The organism is Roseibium sp. (assembly GCF_965232425.1).
In the GTDB taxonomy this organism is placed as follows: Bacteria; Pseudomonadota; Alphaproteobacteria; order Rhizobiales; family Stappiaceae; genus Roseibium.
Genome location: NZ_OZ246971.1, coordinates 2,421,954 through 2,440,550 on the forward strand (window position 1 = coordinate 2,421,954; position 18,597 = coordinate 2,440,550).

Consider the following 18,597-nt stretch of genomic DNA (forward strand, 5'->3'; position numbering starts at 1 on the left):
GCCACGCCGTCTTCTCGCGAGGCGGTGTGGCCACGGCACCCGATTTCCGCCTGATCCTTCCCGAAAGCAAAGATTGCATTTCAAGCCATGAAAGCGTTCCACGCTGTCCTGCGGGTGCTTGCAGGAGCCGCAGCGTTCCTGTTCATTCTCGCCGGGTGCATGCTGACCTATGAGGTCAGCGCCCGCTACCTGTTCGTCGCGCCGACGATCTGGGCGGCGGAACTCTCCCAGCTCTGTCTCATCTGGGGCAGCATGATCGGGATGCCCTGGCTGCTGAAAACCAATCAGCACATCGCGGTCGACGCGGTGACCGAGCGGCTCGGCGCAACGGCCCAACGGGCCTGCCGTGTCCTGGCCATGACCGCGATCGCGCTTTTCAGTGCGGTTGTCGCCTGGAAGGGGGGCGGCATCTTCTACGATTCCTTCGAGCGCGGCCGGACCACCGGATCGATGCTGGATCTGCCGACTTGGGTGTCGGAACTTGCCATACCGGTCGGCTTCGCACTGCTGTTCATCCAGGCCGTGATCGAACTTGGCAAGGCGGTCGCAGGCGCCGCGCCGCAGGGCGGGCACGCCTCATGACCACAGTCCTGATCCTGGTTGCGCTGTTCGCGCTTCTGCTCATTCGGGTGCCGGTCGCCTTCACGTTGGGAGGCCTCGGGCTGGCTCTGCTGCTTTTCGGCGGGTTCTCGCCATTGATGGCGCCGCAGGCGATCCTTTCCACATTGGACGGGTTCATTCTTCTCGCCGTGCCGCTTTTCCTGCTGATGTCGAACATCCTCCTGAAGGGCGGGGTCGGAAAGGACCTTTTTGCCGCCGTGCATGCCTGGGTCGGCCACTGGCCCGGAGGTCTTGCTGTCGCAACGATCATTTCCTGCGGGATTTTTGCGGCCATTTCCGGCTCTTCCGTCGCGACGGCCGCGACGATCGGAACAGTGGCGATCCCGGAAATGATCAGCCGCGGCTATGAGCGCCGCTTCGTCTATGGCCTGCTGGCCGCCGGCGGTACGCTCGGCATCCTGATCCCGCCGTCAATCCCGATGATCGTCTACGGCTTCGTCACCGAACAGTCGGTCATCTCGCTGTTTCTCGCCGGCATTGGACCCGGCATTCTCCTGGTGGTTTTCTTCATCGCGTTTGCGATGATCCACGCGAGATGGTTCGGCGGGCACACGGCCGAAACCGCGGCCAGCGCGGAAGAACGGTTCTGGAGTTCGCTCCGGGCCCTGCCTTCGGTGGTGCTGGCAGCGTTCGTCATCGGGGTGATCTATACCGGCATCGCCACGCCGACGGAGGCGGCGGCCATCGGCTTTGCGGTTGCGCTCGTGATCACCGGTCTCGTCCTGAGGACGCTGACATGGCAGGGGTTCAAGGAAGCCGCCTATGATTCCATGGTCACGACGGTCGCGATCCTTCTGATCGTTGCCGGAGCGAAAGTGTTCGGCAAGGCGATCACGCTCTACCGGATCCCGCAGGAAATCTCGATGTTCATCGGTCAGAACATCGACACGCCGCTGGCTTTCATCCTTGTGGTCTCGGTGGTGCTCTTGATCATGGGGCTTGTGTTCGAGGCGCTCTCCATGGTGCTGATCATGACACCGGTCCTGCTGCCGGCAGCCATGGCGCTCGGTTTCGACCCGATCTGGTTCGGTGTCTACATGGTGGTGATGGTCGAGTGCGCCCTGATCACGCCGCCGGTGGGGCTTAATCTCTACGTGATACAGTCGGTGGCGAAATCCAGTCTTGCCGACGTGTCACGCGGGGTTCTGCCGTTTCTCGCGCTCATGTTGCTCTCCGTCGTGATCCTCTATATGTGGACCGATCTTGCGCTTTATATTCCGTTCAAACTCTGAATTGCCTTCACGAGGTCAGAATGCCGTCCCAGGCCGACAAACTCAGACACCTGCTTGCAACGGACAGATTGCATGTCATGCCCTGCTGCTTCGATGCGCTGTCGGCCAAGCTGATCGAGCAGGCTGATTTCGACCTCACCTTCATGTCGGGCTTCGCGGCGTCGGCGTCCCGCATCGGGCAACCGGATCTGGGGCTGATGTCCTATGGCGAGGTTCTCGATCATGTCGGCAACATCACCCATGCGGTCGACTTTCCGGTCATCGCCGATGGCGATACGGGATACGGCAACGCCATGAATGTGCGCCGGACGGTTGCCGGGTTCGCCAAGGCGGGGGCCGCCGCCATCATGATCGAAGACCAGCTGTCTCCCAAACGCTGCGGCCACACACCGGGAAAAGCCGTCGTTTCGCGCGATGAGGCCTTCGACCGCATCCGGGCAGCCAACGACGCTAGGGAAGACGGCGCGGATATCCTGATCCTGGCGCGCACGGATGCGCGCCACGAGCACGGCTTGAACGAAGCGATCGAACGCGCCGCGCGTTTCAAGGAGCTGGGTGCCGACATCCTCTTCGTGGAAGCCCCGAAAACCGTCGCCGAAATGGAGACGATCTGCCGGGAGCTGCCCGGGCCGAAAATGGCGAATATCGTCGAAGGCGGGGAGACCCCCGAACTGTCTCACCAGCAACTTCAGGATATCGGGTTCGCGATTGCCGCCTATCCGCTGACGCTCATGGCGAGCGCGATGCAGGCGATGACGGAAACCCTTTCAAGACTGAAGACGGATACCGACCGAACGCCCCTGATGATGGATTTCACCGAACTCAGGGACCGGATCGGCTTCAACGACTATTACGAAACCTCGTCGCGCTACGAGACCTCGAAACGGGATTGACGCGATCCGTCATCCCGGCACGCGGCGCAAAACTTGACTCTAGCCACTCGTTAAGGCATAGAGCCGCCAACTCCATATGAGTGACCGAAAATCAGAACCGCCGACCGGGACCCGAAAAGGTGTAAAGAGATCCCGGAGGTCAACACCCGACAGCGCGATGCGCCCTCGGGTGCGAAACTGCTTTGCGAGCTGCCGTGCAGTTGGATCTGGGTTCCGGTTGACCATATGGTTCGGGAGACATCCCGAAACCGATGACCTAAGGACCCTTTGATGTTTGAAAGCCTGTCCGATCGACTAAGCGGAATTTTCGACAAGCTCACCGGCCGTGGTGCGCTGTCGGAAAACGACGTCAATGAAGCAATGCGCGAAATTCGCCGCGCATTGATCGAAGCCGACGTCGCCCTGCCGATCGTGCGCTCCTTCACGGACAAGGTGCGGAGCCGGGCGGTCGGCGCCGAAGTCGTCAAATCGGTCACGCCGGGCCAGATGGTCGTCAAGATCGTTCATGATCAGCTGGTGGAAATGCTCGGCGCGGAAGCGCAGCCAATCGACCTGAACGCGCCTGCGCCGGTGGCGATCATGATGGTCGGCCTGCAGGGGTCCGGTAAGACCACCACCACCGCCAAGATCGCCCGTCGCTTCACCCAGCGCGACAAGCGCAAGGTGCTGATGGCCTCGCTCGATACACGCCGGCCGGCTGCACAGGAACAGCTCAAGGTACTCGGTGAGCAGAACGACGTCGACACCTTGCCGATCATCGAGGGGCAGGGCCCGGTCGAGATTGCCAATCGTGCCATGTCCGCGGCCAAGCTCGGCGGTTATGACCTCGTCCTGCTGGATACCGCCGGACGCATTCACATCGACGAACCTCTGATGATCGAGATGGCGGACGTCAAGGCGGCCGCACAGCCGCACGAGATCCTGCTTGTCGCCGACAGCCTGACCGGTCAGGACGCCGTCAATCTGGCGCAGAGCTTCGACGAACGCGTCGGGATCAGCGGCATTGTCCTGACGAGAATGGACGGGGATGGCCGCGGCGGTGCGGCGCTGTCCATGCAGGCAGTGACCGGCAAACCGGTCAAGCTCATCGGTACCGGTGAAAAATCCGATGCGCTGGAGGACTTCCATCCGAAGCGGATCGCCGACCGGATCCTCGGTATGGGCGATATCGTTTCGCTCGTCGAGAAAGCGGCCGAAGCCATCGATGCGGAACAGGCCGCGAAGATGGCGAAGAAGATGCAGAAAGGTCATTTCGACCTGGAAGATCTCGCCGAACAGCTGAAGCAGATGGAAAAGCTGGGCGGCATGTCCGGCATGATGGGTATGTTGCCGGGCGTCGGCAAGATGAAGAAGCAGATCGAGGCGGCGAATGTCGATGACAAGATGTTCAAGCGCCAGATCGCTATCATTCAGTCGATGACGCCGTCCGAGCGGCAGAAGCCCGACCTTCTGAAGGCAAGCCGCAAGAAACGGATTGCAGCCGGCTCCGGTGTGCAGGTTGCCGAGGTCAACAAGCTTTTGAAGATGCACCGCCAGATGGCGGACATGATGAAAAAGATGGGCAAGGGCAAGGGCATGCTCGGCAAGCTGATGGGTGGTCTCGGCGGCGGAATGCCGGATGTCGATCCGAAGCAGCTTGAGGAAATGGCCAAGTCCGGCCAGCTTCCGGGCGGCATGGATCTGCCGAAAGGATTGCCCGGTGGCATGCCGGGCGGTCTGGGCGGCCCGGGTCTGCCACCTGGAATGCCGGGTCTTCCGGGCCTTGGCGGTCCGAAGCTTCCCGGTCTGCCGGGCATGGGGAAAGGCAAGAAGCGATGAGCAACGCCGAAACCCAGCTGGGCCAGAGCGAAGCGGTCAACGAGCTGAAGGCTCTCAGATCCTCCATCGACAATATCGACGCGGCATTGATCAACATGCTCGCCGAACGGTTCAAGTGCACCCAGAAAGTGGGTGTTCTGAAGGCCACCAACGACCTGCCGCCGGCTGATCCGGCGCGGGAAAAGATTCAGATCGAGCGGCTCCGGCGGCTTGCCGCAGAAGCCAATCTCGATCCTGACTTTGCCGAGAAATTCCTGAACTTCATCGTTCGCGAAGTGATCCGGCACCATGAAGCCATTGCCGCAGAAGCCGGCAACTGAAGAAACTGGAGACCCAAAATGGCTACGAAAATTCGCCTTGCTCGAGGCGGTTCCAAAAAACGCCCGTATTACCGTATCGTTGTTGCCGACATCCGCTCGCCGCGTGATGGCCGTTTCATCGAAAAAGTCGGCAGCTATGATCCGATGCTGCCGAAGGATTCCGAAGATCGCGTCAAGCTCGACGTCGAGCGCATCCAGTACTGGCTCGGCAATGGCGCAAAGCCGACCGATCGCGTGCACCGTTTTCTCGATGCTGCCGGCCTGCTGAAGCGCGAGCCGCGCAACAACCCGAAAAAGGCAGAACTCGGCGCGAAGGCCAAGGAACGTCTTGAAGCCAAGCGCCAGGCCGAAGAAGACGCCGCTGCAGCTGCAGCCGAAGCTTCGGAAGCTGCGAGCGAAGGTGCTGCGGAAGAAGCAGCAGCCGAGTAATTCCGGGATCCGGGTGGCGCTGACTGTTCCGGAAAGGGCTTGCTGACATGACTTCAGATGACGGTCAGAAGGTCCTGATGGCCAAGATCGGCGCCGCACACGGCATACGCGGCGAAGTGCGGGTCAAACCATTCGGTGATGACCCGCTTTCGTTTGCCGACTACGGCGTTCTGACCAGCAAGGACGGCGTGACGTCGTTCGAGGTGGAGCGGGCGCGGGTTCAGAAAACGGTCGTCGTCACCAAATTCCGGAACGTGAACAACCGCAACCAGGCCGAAGACCTGAATGGCGTGGAGCTCTATGTCCGGCGGGATCAGCTGCCGGAACCCGAAGAAGACGAGTTCTACTACTCGGACCTCAACGGGCTCAGTGTCGTGGACCGGGACGGCAACGATCTCGGCAAAATCGTCGCCGTGCAGGACTTCGGCGCCGGTGACCTTCTGGAAATCCGCCCGAAGCGCGGGCGCACCTTCTATATTCCGTTCACGAAGGACTTTGTTCCGGAGGTGTCCCTGTCACGGGGACAGGTGACGGCCCACCTTCCCGAGGATTACTTTTCCGATGACGGTTCGGACTCCTCGGAGACAGCTTCGCCGGACAAGTAGCGGACCGGCATTGGCTGCAGTCCCATGCGGCCGAGGTTCAGATCCACTTCGGGATCCTCGACGGCCTGCGTGACCTCCGAGCGTATCAGCGCGATGAGCGCAACGACCAGTGCCACGCCAATTCCGTTTGCCACCAGGTCGGGCAACGACATCGCATGATGGGGCAGGAATCCCTGCAAAAGTTCCCCGGCGATCCCCATGCCAAACGCGACCACGGCCGAGATCCTGAGACGGCAGCAGAAAAGCGCGTGTATGGACAGGGTGAGAAGCGCGAAAAAGCCGATATGGATGACCTTGTCGTAAGGGTGCCCCACGCCGGTCTCGAACACCAGCCCCACCAGGACGCCAAACGTCATCAGCGCGGCGAGCGGGACGACACGGCTGACCGAAATGTCGAGATAGTGCTGATCGACTTTGTTCTGGATAAAGGCGGGTATTCTCAAACGCAGAACGGGAAACTGGAACACGGCAATAGACCTGATTGAAACGCTCTTGCCAGCATGCGCGCTCAGGCTTAATCAGTTCTTTCCATGACGTTTTTGTCCGCCGGGCGGGCGCAATTTTCGATCTTCTAGGTTAATGTTGTCTTGATGCCCTTTAAGACCACGATCCTGACGCTTTATCCGGACATGTTTCCCGGCCCGCTGGGCCACAGCCTGTCGGGACGCGCACTTGCCAAGGGCTTGTGGCAGGTCGAGACCAGCCAGATCCGCGACTTCGCGACAGACAAGCATCGCAGCGTCGACGACACGCCGGCAGGCGGCGGCGCCGGAATGGTGCTGCGTGCGGATATTCTCGCGAAGGCAATCGATGCCGCAGCGCCCGAGGACGATCCGCGGCCGCGGCTCCTGATGAGCCCGCGCGGGCGCCCGTTTAACCAGGAGCGTGCGCATGAACTGGCCTCCGGGCCCGGTGCGATCATTATCTGCGGCAGGTTCGAAGGGGTTGACCAGCGGGTCATCGACAGCCGGCAGCTCGAGGAAGTCTCTGTTGGCGACTACATCCTTTCGGGTGGTGAAATCGCGGCGCTCACGATGCTGGACGCCATTATCCGCCTCATTCCCGGGGTCATGGGGAACATGGAAAGCGCGGAAACGGAGAGTTTCGAAACAGGGTTGCTGGAGCATCCGCACTATACCCGCCCTGCCGATTTCGAAGGGTCGGCAATTCCTGATGTGCTGACGTCGGGAAACCACCGCAAAATCCATGACTGGCGCATGGCCGAAGCAGAGCGTCTGACACGGGAGCGCCGGCCGGATCTCTGGGATGCCTACATGGCGGACGAAGACGACGTCGACTAGAGGCCGTACCCTACGGTGGACCGTCACCGAGCTTGGCGAGAAGCTGCGTCCCGCGGCGGACAATATCCGCCTGCGAGCGCGCTCCGGTTTTGGACGTCGCGCTGGCCAGGTGATTTCTGGCGGTGTTGTAGGAGATCTGCAACGTGTCTGCCGCCTCCTTCAACGAAAATCCCAAAATCAGCTGCTGAATGACGAGGCACTCCCGTTCGGTCAGGCCGAACGCGGCGGACAGTATCTTTTGCGAGGGCCTCGGCGCATCTGCAGGGTCGAACAGGGTGACAAGCAGCGGCATGGCCGGCGTCAGAAAAGGGGACAGGCCGGGATGTATCTGATCCTTGTGCCGGACAGGCATGACAAAGAAGAACGGTCCGCCATTGCCTGTCGCCTGCATCGGTATCGGACCGACGGGAAGGGATGTGGCGGACGCCTTTTTCAGCGCGGCGTGCAGCTGGTTCTGCAGCCCCTGGGTTCGCGCGGCGAGGCGAACCGTGCGATCGGTGTAGATCAGCTGACTGGTCCGCAGGAATGTTTCCGCCTGTCCGTTGAAATGCGTGACCTTGCCATCCGGCAGAACCAGGAGGGCCGCCGTCGGGATCTGATTTAACCAGAAGCCGGTATTGGCCGGGACACAGTCGCGTTTTGCCAGTTCCAGCAACAGGCTGAAGGCGTTTTGAAGATGCGGCCGCAGAAATGAGAACAGGTGGCGGACATGTTCTTCTTCACGGAGCGTCATCGTTCTGGGCAGGTTGGCCGCGACAAAGGCGGAGTCCCTGCCGTGGCGATGCATAATGACGCCGAAAGCCCGGTTGATCTCGCCATGGTCTTTCAGGAACTCATGATAGAAGTCCGTTTTCTCTACATCCGATGTGGATATGAAATCGCCCGTGTACACCACATCTGATGGATCGCATTGCAGCGCGATCGGCGGAAACGGATTGGCTGAGACCGCGCGGCTCAGTTCGAATTCCGCGCCCTCGCCATGATTGAACATCGCGCAGTCATAATGCCTGTTCTCGTAAACGCATTGGGCTTGATAGGAGATCGGCAGATCGGGATAAAGGGTTGCAAGATCCGAAAGCACACCAGTAAGTCCGCCATCGAGCAAAGCACCACTATAGAGTTTATGTAGTAAACCGGAGTGATCCCTCATCGATTGACATTTCCTAAAGGTAAGGACGCCTTACTTTACCGTAATGAGCAAACCTAAAACATTAAATTAGTAAATGCCAGCGTGACATTTTTTTAAGAATGTGCTATATAGAGACCATTGCAACCAAAGTTGTCTCTTCAGTTGTAAAAAGCCGAAGAAACACGACAATAATTACTTTAGGCAATGCTGAGCATCAGCGGCGGCACTCGTGCCGCTGCTTTTCTTTTCAATACGAGCATTTAACGCCCGTATGTACTATTGCACTTTTGGACAGTGATAAGCGGTAATGATCTTTACCGGGTGTTCCGAATTGCTTGACGGGGCCGCGCTTGTCCCGGACCGGGCACCCATAAAAACCACATGACATCGCCCGTCTTTTGCTGTATACGCCCGCGAAAGCTGGTGACGTTTTCTCCTGATATCTGACGTCAGGGCCTGAAGGCCTTGTGTTTTATCCGGTCTCCAAGACAAACCGGCTGATATGCAACATGGCCCAAAGTCGGCGAAATCCGTTTCCTGATCACAGGGAAGCGCTCTGGCCGCTTTGTAATTGAAAAGGGAAAAATGCCATGAATATCATCGAGCAGCTCAACGCTGAAGAAATGGCGAAGATCGAAGCACAACGCAAGCTTCCGGAATTTTCGCCAGGTGACACGGTTCGCGTTAACGTGAAGGTCACTGAAGGCAACCGTACCCGTACCCAGGCCTATGAAGGCGTCTGCATCGCCCGCTCCGGCGGCGGCATCAACGAGAGCTTCACGGTCCGCAAGATTTCCTATGGCGAAGGCGTCGAGCGTGTCTTCCCGATCTATTCCCCGATGCTGGAAGGCGTTGAAGTTGTCCGCCGCGGCAAGGTCCGCCGTGCGAAACTTTACTACCTGCGCGACCGTCGCGGCAAATCCGCCCGCATTACCGAAAACACGAATGTCCGCTCCAAGCGCCTCAACGAAGAAGCCCGTGCGGAAGCTGCTGCCGCCAAGGCTGCAAAAGCGGAAGCCAAGAAGGCCGAGCAGGCAGCTGCAGAAGACGCCGCGGAGTAATCCGGCGCGTCGAACGAGATCCGAAAGGGCGGTCCTCGGGGCCGCCTTTTTCATTTGCCGGACCACCGGTCAATCTCAGTTGAATTCAGCTCAACCCGGTGGCGCTTGACGTTTTTGCCGGCCTGGGCCATTCACTAGCCAGATTTTTACGAAATGCTTGAAGCTGGGCGTGCTGCCCAGCAAGAAAACCGAAGGCGGACGCCCGGACGCAGGCGCAACCGCACTGGAAACAGACGAGGAGAGATCGATGGCGAAAGCGCGTACGCTTTATGACAAGATCTGGGATGATCACGTTGTCGACATGCAGCCGGACGGAACCGGGCTGCTCTATATCGACCGGCACCTTGTCCACGAGGTGACCAGCCCTCAGGCCTTCGAAGGCCTTCGCATGCATGGCCGCAAGGTCCGAAGCCCGGAGAAAACCCTTGCCGTTGTCGACCACAACGTGCCGACCAGCGATCGGCGCCACGGCATCGATGATCCCGAATCCGCTCTCCAGGTCGAGACACTTGCCAAAAACGCAAGCGAGTTCGGCGTCGAGTATTACTCCGAACTGGATATGCGCCAGGGCGTCGTTCACATTGTCGGACCGGAACAGGGCTTTACGCTGCCCGGCATGACGATCGTTTGCGGCGACAGCCATACCTCGACCCACGGCGCGTTCGGTTCCCTGGCACATGGGATCGGAACTTCGGAAGTGGAGCATGTTCTGGCCACGCAGACGCTGATCCAGAAGAAGGCGAAGAACATGCTGGTCAAGGTCAATGGCCAGATACCGGACGGCGTGACCGCGAAGGACATTGTTCTCGCGATCATCGGCAAGATCGGAACCGCTGGCGGAACGGGCTACGTCATCGAATATGCCGGCGACGCCATTCGGTCACTGTCGATGGAAGGCCGAATGACCGTCTGCAACATGTCGATCGAAGCAGGCGCGCGGGCGGGGCTGATTGCTCCGGACGAGACCACGTTCGCCTATGTCAAGGACCGCCCCAAGGCGCCGAAGGGTGAAGCCTGGGACATGGCGATGGCCTACTGGCATACGCTGCATTCCGACGCGGACGCCGATTTCGACAAGGTTGTCGAGCTGGATGCCGCCAACCTGCCTCCGATCGTGTCCTGGGGTTCATCTCCAGAAGATGTGGTTTCGGTTGAAGGGGTTGTTCCCGATCCGGAAGAGATTGACGACGAGAACCGCCGCGAATCCAAGAAACGCGCTCTGGACTACATGGGGCTCGAGCCGGGCACCAAGATCACCGACATCAAGATTGACCGCGCCTTCATCGGATCCTGCACCAATGGCCGCATCGAGGACTTGCGCGCTGCGGCCGCGGTGATCGGAAATCACAAGGTGGCGTCCCATGTCGACGCGATGGTGGTTCCAGGCTCCGGCCTGGTCAAGGAGCAGGCCGAAGAAGAAGGTCTCGACCTGATCTTCAAGGAAGCCGGGTTCGACTGGCGTGAGCCGGGATGCTCCATGTGTCTTGCGATGAATGCCGACAAGCTGAAGCCGGGTGAGCGTTGTGCCTCGACCTCGAACCGCAACTTCGAGGGGCGCCAGGGACACAAGGGCCGCACGCATCTTGTCTCTCCCGCCATGGCGGCGGCGGCGGCGATTGCAGGTCATTTCGTCGATATTCGCGAATGGACCTCGAATTGATTCGAATTGCCGCAAGGTTCGCAAATCATTTTCCAAGGGCGCCGCTGGCGCCCTTGTTGTTTTTCACCAAAGTCAAATAATTTTCCCCGGATATGCGAGATTTGTCTAACTGATTCATAGTTTTAAGAAAAATCTCGGGTCGCAAAACACGTTTCGGCAGCAGCCTCCAGAAATGAATTTCACGGGCTTCACAAGACTGTCACCTCGGCACTACAATACTCCCGTCACAAAAGGACATATTCCGCTGTCCGATTGACCGGACACCGGAAGAACTGAGCAGGTGTGAGGAGCGGAAGGTGACGATTGCGGTTTCGCCGGGAGCCCATCCGGCGTTGGTACTCAATGCGGATTACCGGCCTTTGAGTTACTATCCCTTGTGTTTGTGGTCCTGGCAGGACACGATCAAGGCGGTCTTTCTTGATCGGGTGAACATCGTTGCCGAATATGATGCGGCGGTCCGAAGTCCGAGCTTCGAATTCCGATTGCCGAGCGTTGTCTCCCTCAAGACCTTTGTGAAACCCAGCAGATATCCCGCCTTCACCCGCTTCAACGTCTTCCTTCGTGACAAATTTCAGTGCCAATATTGCGGCTCGAAAGACGAGCTCACATTCGATCATCTCATTCCGAGATCAAAGGGTGGCCTGACCACCTGGGAAAACGTGATTACGGCCTGTTCGCCCTGCAACCTGCGCAAATCGAACAAATCGTGCAAACAGCTCAACATGTGGCCGATGCACATGCCGTTTCAGCCGACGATCCAGGATCTTCACAACAACGGGCGCGGGTTTCCGCCAAACTACCTCCACGAAAGCTGGATGGATTTTCTCTATTGGGATACAGAGCTCGAACCGTAACATACGCAGAGTTCGTACTCTCGTTTCATCAAGTCATGTCTTGATTGTTTGCATTTTGCCGTTCGAATTAAGAGATCCTTTACTTCTTTTCGAAGGTTCATTTAAGAATTTAGGTACTTTTCTGTAATAACTGTCTCATGAGAGCTGTGAGGCAGTCATGAGCAAGCAACAAATTCCGTACTTTTACAATTTGATCCGACGGTTCCGCAAAGATCGGGACGGCGCGATTATTCCCCTTTTCGGCATCATGCTCATCATCATAGTGGTGATGGCGGGTGCCGCGGTGGACGTGTCCAAGGTCGTGAACGCGCGCGAGAAACTTTCCTACGCGCTTGATGCGGCGGCTCTTGCCGCGGCTACTGACCTGTCGACGCAGGAAATGACGAACGACCAGATCAAGGACGTGATCACGGATTCGTTCAACGCCAACCTTGCAGACGCCGACTTCCTTGATGAGGCGATCGAAAATCTGTCCTTCACCGTGGATGCCGACAACGGCCTGATTACCGTCAGTTCTGCCGCGACGATGGACAATCTCTTCATCGATTTCGGCGGATATGGTCAGACTGCGTTTGGTCCGGAGACCTTCACCTTCGGAACAAACTCGCAGGTGACCTATTCGCGCTTCGACGTCGAAATGGCGATGGTTGTCGACGTGACCGGATCGATGGGCTGGGCGCTCAACGATCTGAAGGACGCGGCTGAATCCGTGGTCAACATCCTCATTCCCGCAGACGGCGAGGAGAGCAAGGTCAAGATCTCGCTGGTTCCCTACAGCGTCGGCGTGAACATGGACAGCTACGCGTCTGCCGCCACCGGGGGCATCAGCACCCGATGCGTCACCGAGCGTGACGGCGACGAAAAATACACCGACGCCAGCTACACAGTGGAGCCGGCAGGTGACGGCTCGGGAACGCGGCGCAGTCAGGATTGTTCGGATTCGGTTCTCGAACCGCTCACGGACAACCGGGACACCCTTCTGACGGCGATCGAGAACCTGGAGACCGAAGGTTACACCGCTGCCCAGACAGGCATCGGCATCGGCTGGTACACGCTGTCGCCCAACTGGAAAGACCTTTGGCCGACAGATTCCGAGCCGTCAGCCTATTCGAACAGCGAAGTGCTGAAATTCGCACTGATCATGACAGACGGTGCCTTCAACACCTATTACGACAAGCACACCCTGACCCAATCGCAGTGCAATAACTTCAACAAGTACTACGGTCCGTGCTACAGCGGGACGAACGACTACTGGATCGAAAAGGCAGGCAGCGGCTACTCGGGTCAGCCTTCACAGCGCGCACTGCGCCTGTGCTCGGCGATGAAGGATGCCGGGATCACGATCTACACGGTCTATTTCGGAACCGCCACGACTTCGAGCCAGGCACGCGTCATGGAAGAATGCGCCGATGAGGGCAAATACTACGTCGCGACCTCGTCCGACGACCTGATCGCGGCTTTCTCGAACATTGCCAAGAAGATCCAGCAGGTCTTCCTGTCACAGTAACCGGCACCGACAACAAAAAAAGCCCGCCAGATCGGCGGGCTTTTTCCGTTTTCAGCTTCCGGGTCTCATCCGCGGTTCTGGCGGTTGTCGATCAGATCGTCGACCACGGCCGGATCGGCCAGCGTCGATGTGTCTCCCAGGTTATCGAAGCTGTCCTCGGCGATCTTGCGCAGGATGCGGCGCATGATCTTGCCTGAACGCGTTTTCGGCAGGCCGGGGGCGAACTGGATGAGATCAGGCGACGCGATCGGACCGATTTCCGCGCGCACGTGCTTTACCAGTTCCTTCTTCAACTCGTCCGTCGGTTCCTCGCCTTCCATCAGCGTGACATAGGCATAGATGCCCTGGCCCTTGATGTCGTGCGGGTAGCCGACGACCGCCGCCTCGGATACCTGCGGGTGCGCCACCAAGGCGCTTTCGACTTCCGCCGTCCCCATGCGGTGTCCGGATACGTTGATCACGTCGTCAACGCGGCCGGTGATCCAGTAGTAGCCGTCCTCGTCGCGCCGACAGCCGTCACCGGTAAAGTAAAGCCCCTTGTAGGTCGCGAAATAGGTCTGCACGAAACGCTCGTGATCACCGTAGACCGTGCGCATCTGTCCCGGCCAGCTGTCCTTGATGACGAGATTGCCTTCTGTCGCGCCTTCGAGGAACTTGCCTTCCGCGTCAACGACGGCGGGCTGGACGCCAAAGAACGGCCGTGTCGCGGAGCCCGGTTTCAGATCCGTTGCGCCCGGCAGCGGGGTAATCAGGATGCCCCCCGTCTCGGTCTGCCACCAGGTATCCACGATCGGGCAGCGGCCGTCACCGACCACATTGTGATACCAGGTCCAGGCCTCCGGGTTGATCGGCTCGCCGACCGAACCGAGCAGGCGCAGGGACTGGCGGGATGTCTTCGTGACGTATTCGTCGCCTGCGCCCATCAGTGCGCGGATCGCGGTGGGCGCGGTGTAGAAGATGTTGACGTTGTGCTTGTCGCAGACTTCCCAGAAGCGGCCCGGGCCCGGATAGGTCGGGACACCCTCGAACATCAGCGTGGTGGCACCGTTCGCAAGCGGGCCATAGACGATGTAGCTGTGACCGGTGACCCAGCCAACATCCGCCGTGCACCAGTAGATATCGCCCTCGTGATAATCGAACACGTACTCATGGGTCATGGATGCATAGACGAGGTAGCCACCCGTCGTGTGCAGCACGCCTTTCGGCTGTCCGGTCGAGCCGGAAGTGTACAGGATGAACAGCGGATCCTCGGCGTTCATCTCGACCGGGTCGCACTGGTCGGAAACACGCGCGGCTTCGTCGTGATACCAGACGTCCCGCCCGTCCGTCATGCTGATATCGCCGCCGGTGCGCCTGACCACGATGACGGATTTGACCGGTGCCTTTTCCGCTGCCTTGTCGACATTGGCCTTCAGCGGCACCTTGCGGCCGCCGCGCAGGCCTTCATCCGCGGTGATGACGCATTCGGACTTACAGCCTTCGATGCGCTGGGCAAGACTGTCGGGCGAAAAGCCGCCGAAAACGATGGAATGGATCGCGCCGATACGGGCACAGGCCAGCATCGCGTAGGCGGCTTCCGGGATCATCGGGAGGTAGATGGTGACCCGGTCCCCCTTCTTCACACCCTGACCGTGCAGGACGTTGGCGAATTTGTTCACTTCCCGGGAAAGCTCGTTGTAGGTGATGACCTTGTGCTCGCTCGGGTCATCGCCTTCCCAGATGATAGCGGGCTGGTCGCCGCGCGTTGCCAGGTGCCGGTCGACACAGTTGGCCGCAACGTTGAGCGTGCCGTCCTCGAACCACTTGATCGAGACATTGTGGTAGTCGTAGGAGGTATTCTTGACCTTCGTGTAAGGCTTGATCCAGTCGACCCGTTTGCCGTGTTCACCCCAGAACCCGTCGGGGTCTTCCACGGAGCGCTGGTACATCTCCAGGTATTTCGCGTTGTCGACATGCGCCCGTGCGGCAACCTCCGCCGGAACGGGGAAAACAGAGTCTGACATATGAGAACCTCCCGAAACAATATGAACCGGCGCGGGCACACATCATCCTCCCCGCTGCCAGTTTGTTTGCCGGGGGCCATTATGCTGATCGCCCCCATAGGCGTCCAGAACCAAACTTTAGTCCTTTAGTCGCCGAGTCCTTGGTCTAATGCGTTCAAATACGTAGTGATTTAGGCGTAAGTCTTGTGGTTGACCCGGAGTGTGCCTGCTCCGTGGGCGTGCGGTTTCAGGAGCCGAACCAGCCGATCACCACACCCTGGACAATCAGCACACCGAGCCAGTGGCCGCCGTCGATCAGCGTGAGGCTCCAGGGTTTGCCCTGAAAGCGGTGGTTGATGATCTGTGTTGTCATGACGATGCCGACCCAGATCATCAGCGCGGAAATCAGTCCGGCGCGGATCGAGGTCTGACCGGTGTGGTAGATCACGCCGGCGAACACGAAAGCCATCACCAGCTGGCAGACGAAAGTCAGGCCAAGCGTCACCGGATCCGGTTTGGTCTGCTCCTCGGTCAGGCTGGCTGCCGCCATCCAGGCCTTGCCCAGAACACCGTACCAGATCGATCCGAATATGAACGATGCCACGCCGGCAACCGCCACAGCCAAGAGATTGATACCGTCAAACATCATGGTTCCGCCCTCCGCATTTTTGAGGATGCAGGGTGAGTGGAAACGGTTGAAAGATCAAGCGTGATGTTGTTCTGCGCGCATGCGGTCCGAGGCCGCTCAGGCGGCGAGCCCACCTTTCTGGATGATGAAGTCGACGACACGGTCAAGCCCGTCTCCCGCCTTGGTGTTGGCGAAGACAAACGGGCGTGACTTGCGCATCCGCGTCGCGTCCCGGTCCATTACATCAAGGTCAGCCCCGACGTAAGGCGCAAGGTCGGTCTTGTTGATGATGAGCAGATCCGACCTGGTGATGCCCGGGCCGCCCTTTCTGGGTATTTCCTCCCCTGCGGCGACGTCGATCACATAGATGGTGAGGTCGGCAAGTTCGGGGGAGAAGGTGGCGGCCAGATTGTCGCCGCCCGATTCGATCAGCACCAGATCGAGATCGGGAATGGATCGTGTCAGATCATCAATGGCGGCAAGGTTGATCGAGGCGTCTTCGCGGATGGCCGTGTGCGGGCAGCCGCCGGTTTCCACGCCGCGTATCCGGTCACTGGACAGGGCCTGGGACCGCATCAGGGCTTCGGCATCTTCGCTTGTGTAGATGTCGTTGGTGATGACGGCGATCGAAAAGGTGTCGCGCATCGCCTTGCAGAGACGGTCGGTCAGGGTGGTCTTGCCGGAACCGACGGGGCCGCCGATACCGACGCGCAGGGGACCGTTCTGTGATGTCATGAGCGAAAGAGCCTCGAATACTGTGTTTCATGCGCCATTGAGGCGATGTCCGCGAGGAAGGCAGAGCTGCCGAGGTCGTCGAGCCCCGACCGGAGCGCTTCTTCGGAAACGCCAAAAATGACCGCTTCCAGGTTGGCGACGACAAGCTGCCCGTCATTCTGACCGAGCGGAACAGCCCGGATTGCAGCGGAAACAAGGTTGGCGGCAAACGCCTGGAGAAAGGATGTGACCGCCGTCCCGGCCGGGATTTCATGTGCCGCACAGACAAGACCGACCGCGACCGGGTAGGGCCAGTCCTCCTGATCGGCGTCGACAAGTTCGATAAAGCGGGCTTTGGACCCGTCACCCTGCGGTCTCCAGCTCTTTTGCACTGTCCGGATGAACGCCGTGCCCTGGGCGGCGGTTTCCAGGCGCCTCTCGCTGGACGGCTGCAGCGCAAGGCCAAGATCGCGAAGATCCCGAACACCGTCTTTGTCGTTTGCCTGAAAATCGCGACAGGTTTCGGCAAGCAGGATTGCGTCGGTGCGCCCTGCCCCGTGGCGCAGGACATCCTGCAGCCATCGTTCGAGTTGGAGGCGATCCGTTACCACGCCCTGTTCGATCACCTGCTCCAGTCCGTGGCTGTAGGTGAAGGCGCCGACCGGGAAGGCCGGGGAGAGAAAGGTCATCAATCGGTACAATGCGGCGGGCGAGATCTGTTCAGTCATGGCCGTGCCCGTGGCCGTGATGGTGATCATGCCCGTGATCGTGACTGTGCGTGCGGCCGTGTCCGTAGGCGCCTCCTTCCGGGTCGAAAGGCGCCTGCAGCGGTGTCAAGCGTCCGCCGAGCTTTGCCACCATGTCCTCGATGACGTGATCGCGGCGGATCCTGAGGGTTTCGCCCATCAGCTGCGTCGGCAGGTGCCGGTTGCCCAGATGCCAGGCGATCCTGATGAGATGCGCCGTGCCGTCCGCTTCGATTTCGACAAGATCTTCCGGTTCCGCCACCACTTCGACAATCCGGCCATCCTCCAACTCAAGACCGTCGGCGTGCCGCAGATGCACCGCGTTCGGTTCATCGAGCAGGAAGGTCAGACCCCCCTCTCCGCTCAGGACCGCCCGGCGTCGATAGCGGTCATCGAGATCGAGTGTAATCCGGTCTGCCGGGCCGCCCTGCCAGCTTCCGGCGGAATGAATTTTATGGACACGTATCATTATGCTGCGTCGACCTTCGCCTTCATGGCCTTGAACGCCGGGCGCTGCCGCAGGCGCTTGAAATAGTCGTAGACAGGTCCGTCCTTCGGCAGGTCGAACTTTGCGGCAACCGCCCAGCCCGAACAGTGCCCGATGATGATATCGGCGATCGTGAAGGTCTCTCCCATCGCATAGGGACCAGCACCAATACGCTTTTCCAGAGTTTCCAACCCGGTCTGGAATTCCATGTTGCAGACCTTCCTGATCTCCGGGACGCGCATGTCTTCGGGATGAATGAACGTGTTCTTGGACGCTGTCCAAAGCGCACCTTCCAGAACGTCAACGCCGAACTGGGTGAAGCTGTCCTGCAGCGCGCGCTCGACCGTTCCGGCCGGAAAGGTAAACTGGCTGTGCTTGTCGGCCAGGTATGTGCAGATGGCGACGGAGTCCGTGATGGCCGCTTCGCCGTCGATCAGGATCGGCACCTTGCCACTCGGATTGAAGCTGCGGGCATCTTCCGACTGCGGCAAGGCAGGATCGATCTGGTAGGGCTCTCCAAGTTCTTCCAGGAGCCACATCACCCGCATGGCCCGGGTCCTCGGAAATCCGACGATCTTGTACATTGTCCTCTCCCAAACGCGTGTTCGTT

The 18,597-nt window shown here is 59.5% G+C and carries 20 protein-coding genes; 12 read left to right on the forward strand and 8 right to left on the reverse strand.

What is annotated here, in order from left to right:
* Window positions 1-87: 87 nt before the first annotated feature.
* The 7 genes from ACO08A_RS10995 to rimM all read left to right on the forward strand — a co-directional run bounded on the left by ACO08A_RS10995 (window position 88) and on the right by rimM (window position 5,918).
* Window positions 88-582, forward strand: a complete 495-nt coding sequence (locus tag ACO08A_RS10995) for a TRAP transporter small permease (protein ID WP_422041109.1) — start codon at window positions 88-90, stop codon at window positions 580-582.
* Window positions 579-1,853, forward strand: a complete 1,275-nt coding sequence (locus ACO08A_RS11000) for a TRAP transporter large permease (RefSeq protein WP_422041110.1) — start codon at window positions 579-581, stop codon at window positions 1,851-1,853. Before ACO08A_RS10995 ends, ACO08A_RS11000 begins: the two co-directional genes overlap by 4 nt.
* A 20-nt stretch (window positions 1,854-1,873) precedes the next feature.
* On the forward strand, window positions 1,874-2,746 hold the full coding sequence (locus ACO08A_RS11005; RefSeq protein ID WP_422041111.1) for an isocitrate lyase/PEP mutase family protein: 873 nt from the start codon (window positions 1,874-1,876) through the stop codon (window positions 2,744-2,746).
* Between the two features lie 270 nt (window positions 2,747-3,016).
* Entirely contained in the window at window positions 3,017-4,564 is a 1,548-nt protein-coding gene (gene ffh / locus ACO08A_RS11010; RefSeq protein ID WP_422041112.1) for a signal recognition particle protein, read from the forward strand.
* Window positions 4,561-4,884 (forward strand): chorismate mutase, encoded by a 324-nt coding sequence (locus tag ACO08A_RS11015; protein WP_422041113.1) that lies wholly within the window; start codon window positions 4,561-4,563, stop codon window positions 4,882-4,884. The genes ffh and ACO08A_RS11015 overlap by 4 nt, the downstream gene beginning before the upstream one ends.
* A gap of 18 nt (window positions 4,885-4,902) precedes the next feature.
* Window positions 4,903-5,313, forward strand: a complete 411-nt coding sequence (gene rpsP / locus ACO08A_RS11020; protein WP_421980418.1) for a 30S ribosomal protein S16 — start codon at window positions 4,903-4,905, stop codon at window positions 5,311-5,313.
* Window positions 5,314-5,360: 47 nt separating this feature from the next.
* Entirely contained in the window at window positions 5,361-5,918 is a 558-nt protein-coding gene (gene rimM, locus ACO08A_RS11025; protein ID WP_422041114.1) for a ribosome maturation factor RimM, read from the forward strand.
* On the opposite strand, the gene ACO08A_RS11030 is transcribed toward rimM, so the two are convergent.
* Window positions 5,864-6,385, reverse strand: a complete 522-nt coding sequence (locus tag ACO08A_RS11030) for an antibiotic resistance protein VanZ (RefSeq protein ID WP_422041115.1) — start codon at window positions 6,383-6,385, stop codon at window positions 5,864-5,866. The genes rimM and ACO08A_RS11030 overlap by 55 nt on opposite strands.
* Window positions 6,386-6,508: 123 nt before the next feature.
* Here ACO08A_RS11030 and trmD point away from each other — a divergent pair, with 123 nt between their 5' ends.
* Window positions 6,509-7,219, forward strand: coding sequence for a tRNA (guanosine(37)-N1)-methyltransferase TrmD (gene trmD / locus ACO08A_RS11035; RefSeq protein WP_422041116.1), 711 nt, complete (start codon window positions 6,509-6,511; stop codon window positions 7,217-7,219).
* A gap of 10 nt (window positions 7,220-7,229) precedes the next feature.
* Here the strand turns inward: trmD and ACO08A_RS11040 are convergent, their stop codons facing one another.
* Window positions 7,230-8,300: a helix-turn-helix transcriptional regulator gene (locus ACO08A_RS11040; RefSeq protein WP_422041117.1), complete on the reverse strand. Its 1,071-nt coding sequence runs from the start codon at window positions 8,298-8,300 to the stop codon at window positions 7,230-7,232.
* Between the two features lie 638 nt (window positions 8,301-8,938).
* On the opposite strand from ACO08A_RS11040, the gene rplS reads away from it, so the two are divergent.
* From rplS to ACO08A_RS11060, 4 genes are all read left to right on the forward strand, one after another.
* Window positions 8,939-9,409 (forward strand): 50S ribosomal protein L19, encoded by a 471-nt coding sequence (rplS, locus tag ACO08A_RS11045; protein WP_421980413.1) that lies wholly within the window; start codon window positions 8,939-8,941, stop codon window positions 9,407-9,409.
* Window positions 9,410-9,656: 247 nt separating this feature from the next.
* Window positions 9,657-11,069 (forward strand): 3-isopropylmalate dehydratase large subunit, encoded by a 1,413-nt coding sequence (gene leuC / locus ACO08A_RS11050; protein WP_421984395.1) that lies wholly within the window; start codon window positions 9,657-9,659, stop codon window positions 11,067-11,069.
* Window positions 11,070-11,365: 296 nt separating this feature from the next.
* Window positions 11,366-11,923 (forward strand): HNH endonuclease, encoded by a 558-nt coding sequence (locus tag ACO08A_RS11055; RefSeq protein WP_422041118.1) that lies wholly within the window; start codon window positions 11,366-11,368, stop codon window positions 11,921-11,923.
* A 157-nt stretch (window positions 11,924-12,080) separates the two neighbouring features.
* Window positions 12,081-13,430, forward strand: a complete 1,350-nt coding sequence (locus ACO08A_RS11060) for a pilus assembly protein TadG-related protein (RefSeq protein ID WP_422041119.1) — start codon at window positions 12,081-12,083, stop codon at window positions 13,428-13,430.
* 65 nt (window positions 13,431-13,495) lie between these two features.
* Here ACO08A_RS11060 and acs read toward each other — a convergent pair whose 3' ends face one another.
* From acs to ACO08A_RS11090, 6 genes are all read right to left on the reverse strand, one after another.
* Window positions 13,496-15,433, reverse strand: coding sequence for an acetate--CoA ligase (gene acs, locus ACO08A_RS11065; protein WP_422041120.1), 1,938 nt, complete (start codon window positions 15,431-15,433; stop codon window positions 13,496-13,498).
* Between the two features lie 226 nt (window positions 15,434-15,659).
* Window positions 15,660-16,061, reverse strand: coding sequence for a DUF1761 domain-containing protein (locus ACO08A_RS11070; protein WP_422041121.1), 402 nt, complete (start codon window positions 16,059-16,061; stop codon window positions 15,660-15,662).
* A gap of 96 nt (window positions 16,062-16,157) precedes the next feature.
* On the reverse strand, window positions 16,158-16,775 hold the full coding sequence (ureG, locus tag ACO08A_RS11075; protein ID WP_421980409.1) for an urease accessory protein UreG: 618 nt from the start codon (window positions 16,773-16,775) through the stop codon (window positions 16,158-16,160).
* Window positions 16,772-17,482 carry an urease accessory protein UreF gene (locus ACO08A_RS11080; protein WP_422041122.1) on the reverse strand — a complete coding sequence of 237 codons (711 nt, stop codon included), beginning with the start codon at window positions 17,480-17,482 and terminating at the stop codon, window positions 16,772-16,774. The genes ureG and ACO08A_RS11080 overlap by 4 nt, the downstream gene beginning before the upstream one ends.
* Window positions 17,475-17,969 carry an urease accessory protein UreE gene (locus ACO08A_RS11085; protein ID WP_422041123.1) on the reverse strand — a complete coding sequence of 165 codons (495 nt, stop codon included), beginning with the start codon at window positions 17,967-17,969 and terminating at the stop codon, window positions 17,475-17,477. The genes ACO08A_RS11080 and ACO08A_RS11085 overlap by 8 nt, the downstream gene beginning before the upstream one ends.
* A complete protein-coding gene (locus ACO08A_RS11090; protein WP_422041124.1) occupies window positions 17,969-18,571 on the reverse strand; it encodes a glutathione S-transferase family protein in 603 nt (200 codons plus the stop codon). The genes ACO08A_RS11085 and ACO08A_RS11090 overlap by 1 nt, the downstream gene beginning before the upstream one ends.
* Window positions 18,572-18,597: the final 26 nt, after the last annotated feature.

Coding starts and splice junctions, on each gene's coding strand:
- ACO08A_RS10995 (WP_422041109.1), top strand. CDS start 88: ATGAAAGCGTTCCACGCTGTCCTGCGGGTGCTTGCAGGAGCCGCAGCG.
- ACO08A_RS11000 (WP_422041110.1), top strand. CDS start 579: ATGACCACAGTCCTGATCCTGGTTGCGCTGTTCGCGCTTCTGCTCATT.
- ACO08A_RS11005 (WP_422041111.1), top strand. CDS start 1,874: ATGCCGTCCCAGGCCGACAAACTCAGACACCTGCTTGCAACGGACAGA.
- ffh (WP_422041112.1), top strand. CDS start 3,017: ATGTTTGAAAGCCTGTCCGATCGACTAAGCGGAATTTTCGACAAGCTC.
- ACO08A_RS11015 (WP_422041113.1), top strand. CDS start 4,561: ATGAGCAACGCCGAAACCCAGCTGGGCCAGAGCGAAGCGGTCAACGAG.
- rpsP (WP_421980418.1), top strand. CDS start 4,903: ATGGCTACGAAAATTCGCCTTGCTCGAGGCGGTTCCAAAAAACGCCCG.
- rimM (WP_422041114.1), top strand. CDS start 5,361: ATGACTTCAGATGACGGTCAGAAGGTCCTGATGGCCAAGATCGGCGCC.
- trmD (WP_422041116.1), top strand. CDS start 6,509: ATGCCCTTTAAGACCACGATCCTGACGCTTTATCCGGACATGTTTCCC.
- rplS (WP_421980413.1), top strand. CDS start 8,939: ATGAATATCATCGAGCAGCTCAACGCTGAAGAAATGGCGAAGATCGAA.
- leuC (WP_421984395.1), top strand. CDS start 9,657: ATGGCGAAAGCGCGTACGCTTTATGACAAGATCTGGGATGATCACGTT.
- ACO08A_RS11060 (WP_422041119.1), top strand. CDS start 12,081: ATGAGCAAGCAACAAATTCCGTACTTTTACAATTTGATCCGACGGTTC.
- acs (WP_422041120.1), bottom strand. CDS start 15,433: ATGTCAGACTCTGTTTTCCCCGTTCCGGCGGAGGTTGCCGCACGGGCG.
- ACO08A_RS11070 (WP_422041121.1), bottom strand. CDS start 16,061: ATGATGTTTGACGGTATCAATCTCTTGGCTGTGGCGGTTGCCGGCGTG.
- ureG (WP_421980409.1), bottom strand. CDS start 16,775: ATGACATCACAGAACGGTCCCCTGCGCGTCGGTATCGGCGGCCCCGTC.
- ACO08A_RS11080 (WP_422041122.1), bottom strand. CDS start 17,482: ATGACTGAACAGATCTCGCCCGCCGCATTGTACCGATTGATGACCTTT.
- ACO08A_RS11085 (WP_422041123.1), bottom strand. CDS start 17,969: ATGATACGTGTCCATAAAATTCATTCCGCCGGAAGCTGGCAGGGCGGC.
- ACO08A_RS11090 (WP_422041124.1), bottom strand. CDS start 18,571: ATGTACAAGATCGTCGGATTTCCGAGGACCCGGGCCATGCGGGTGATG.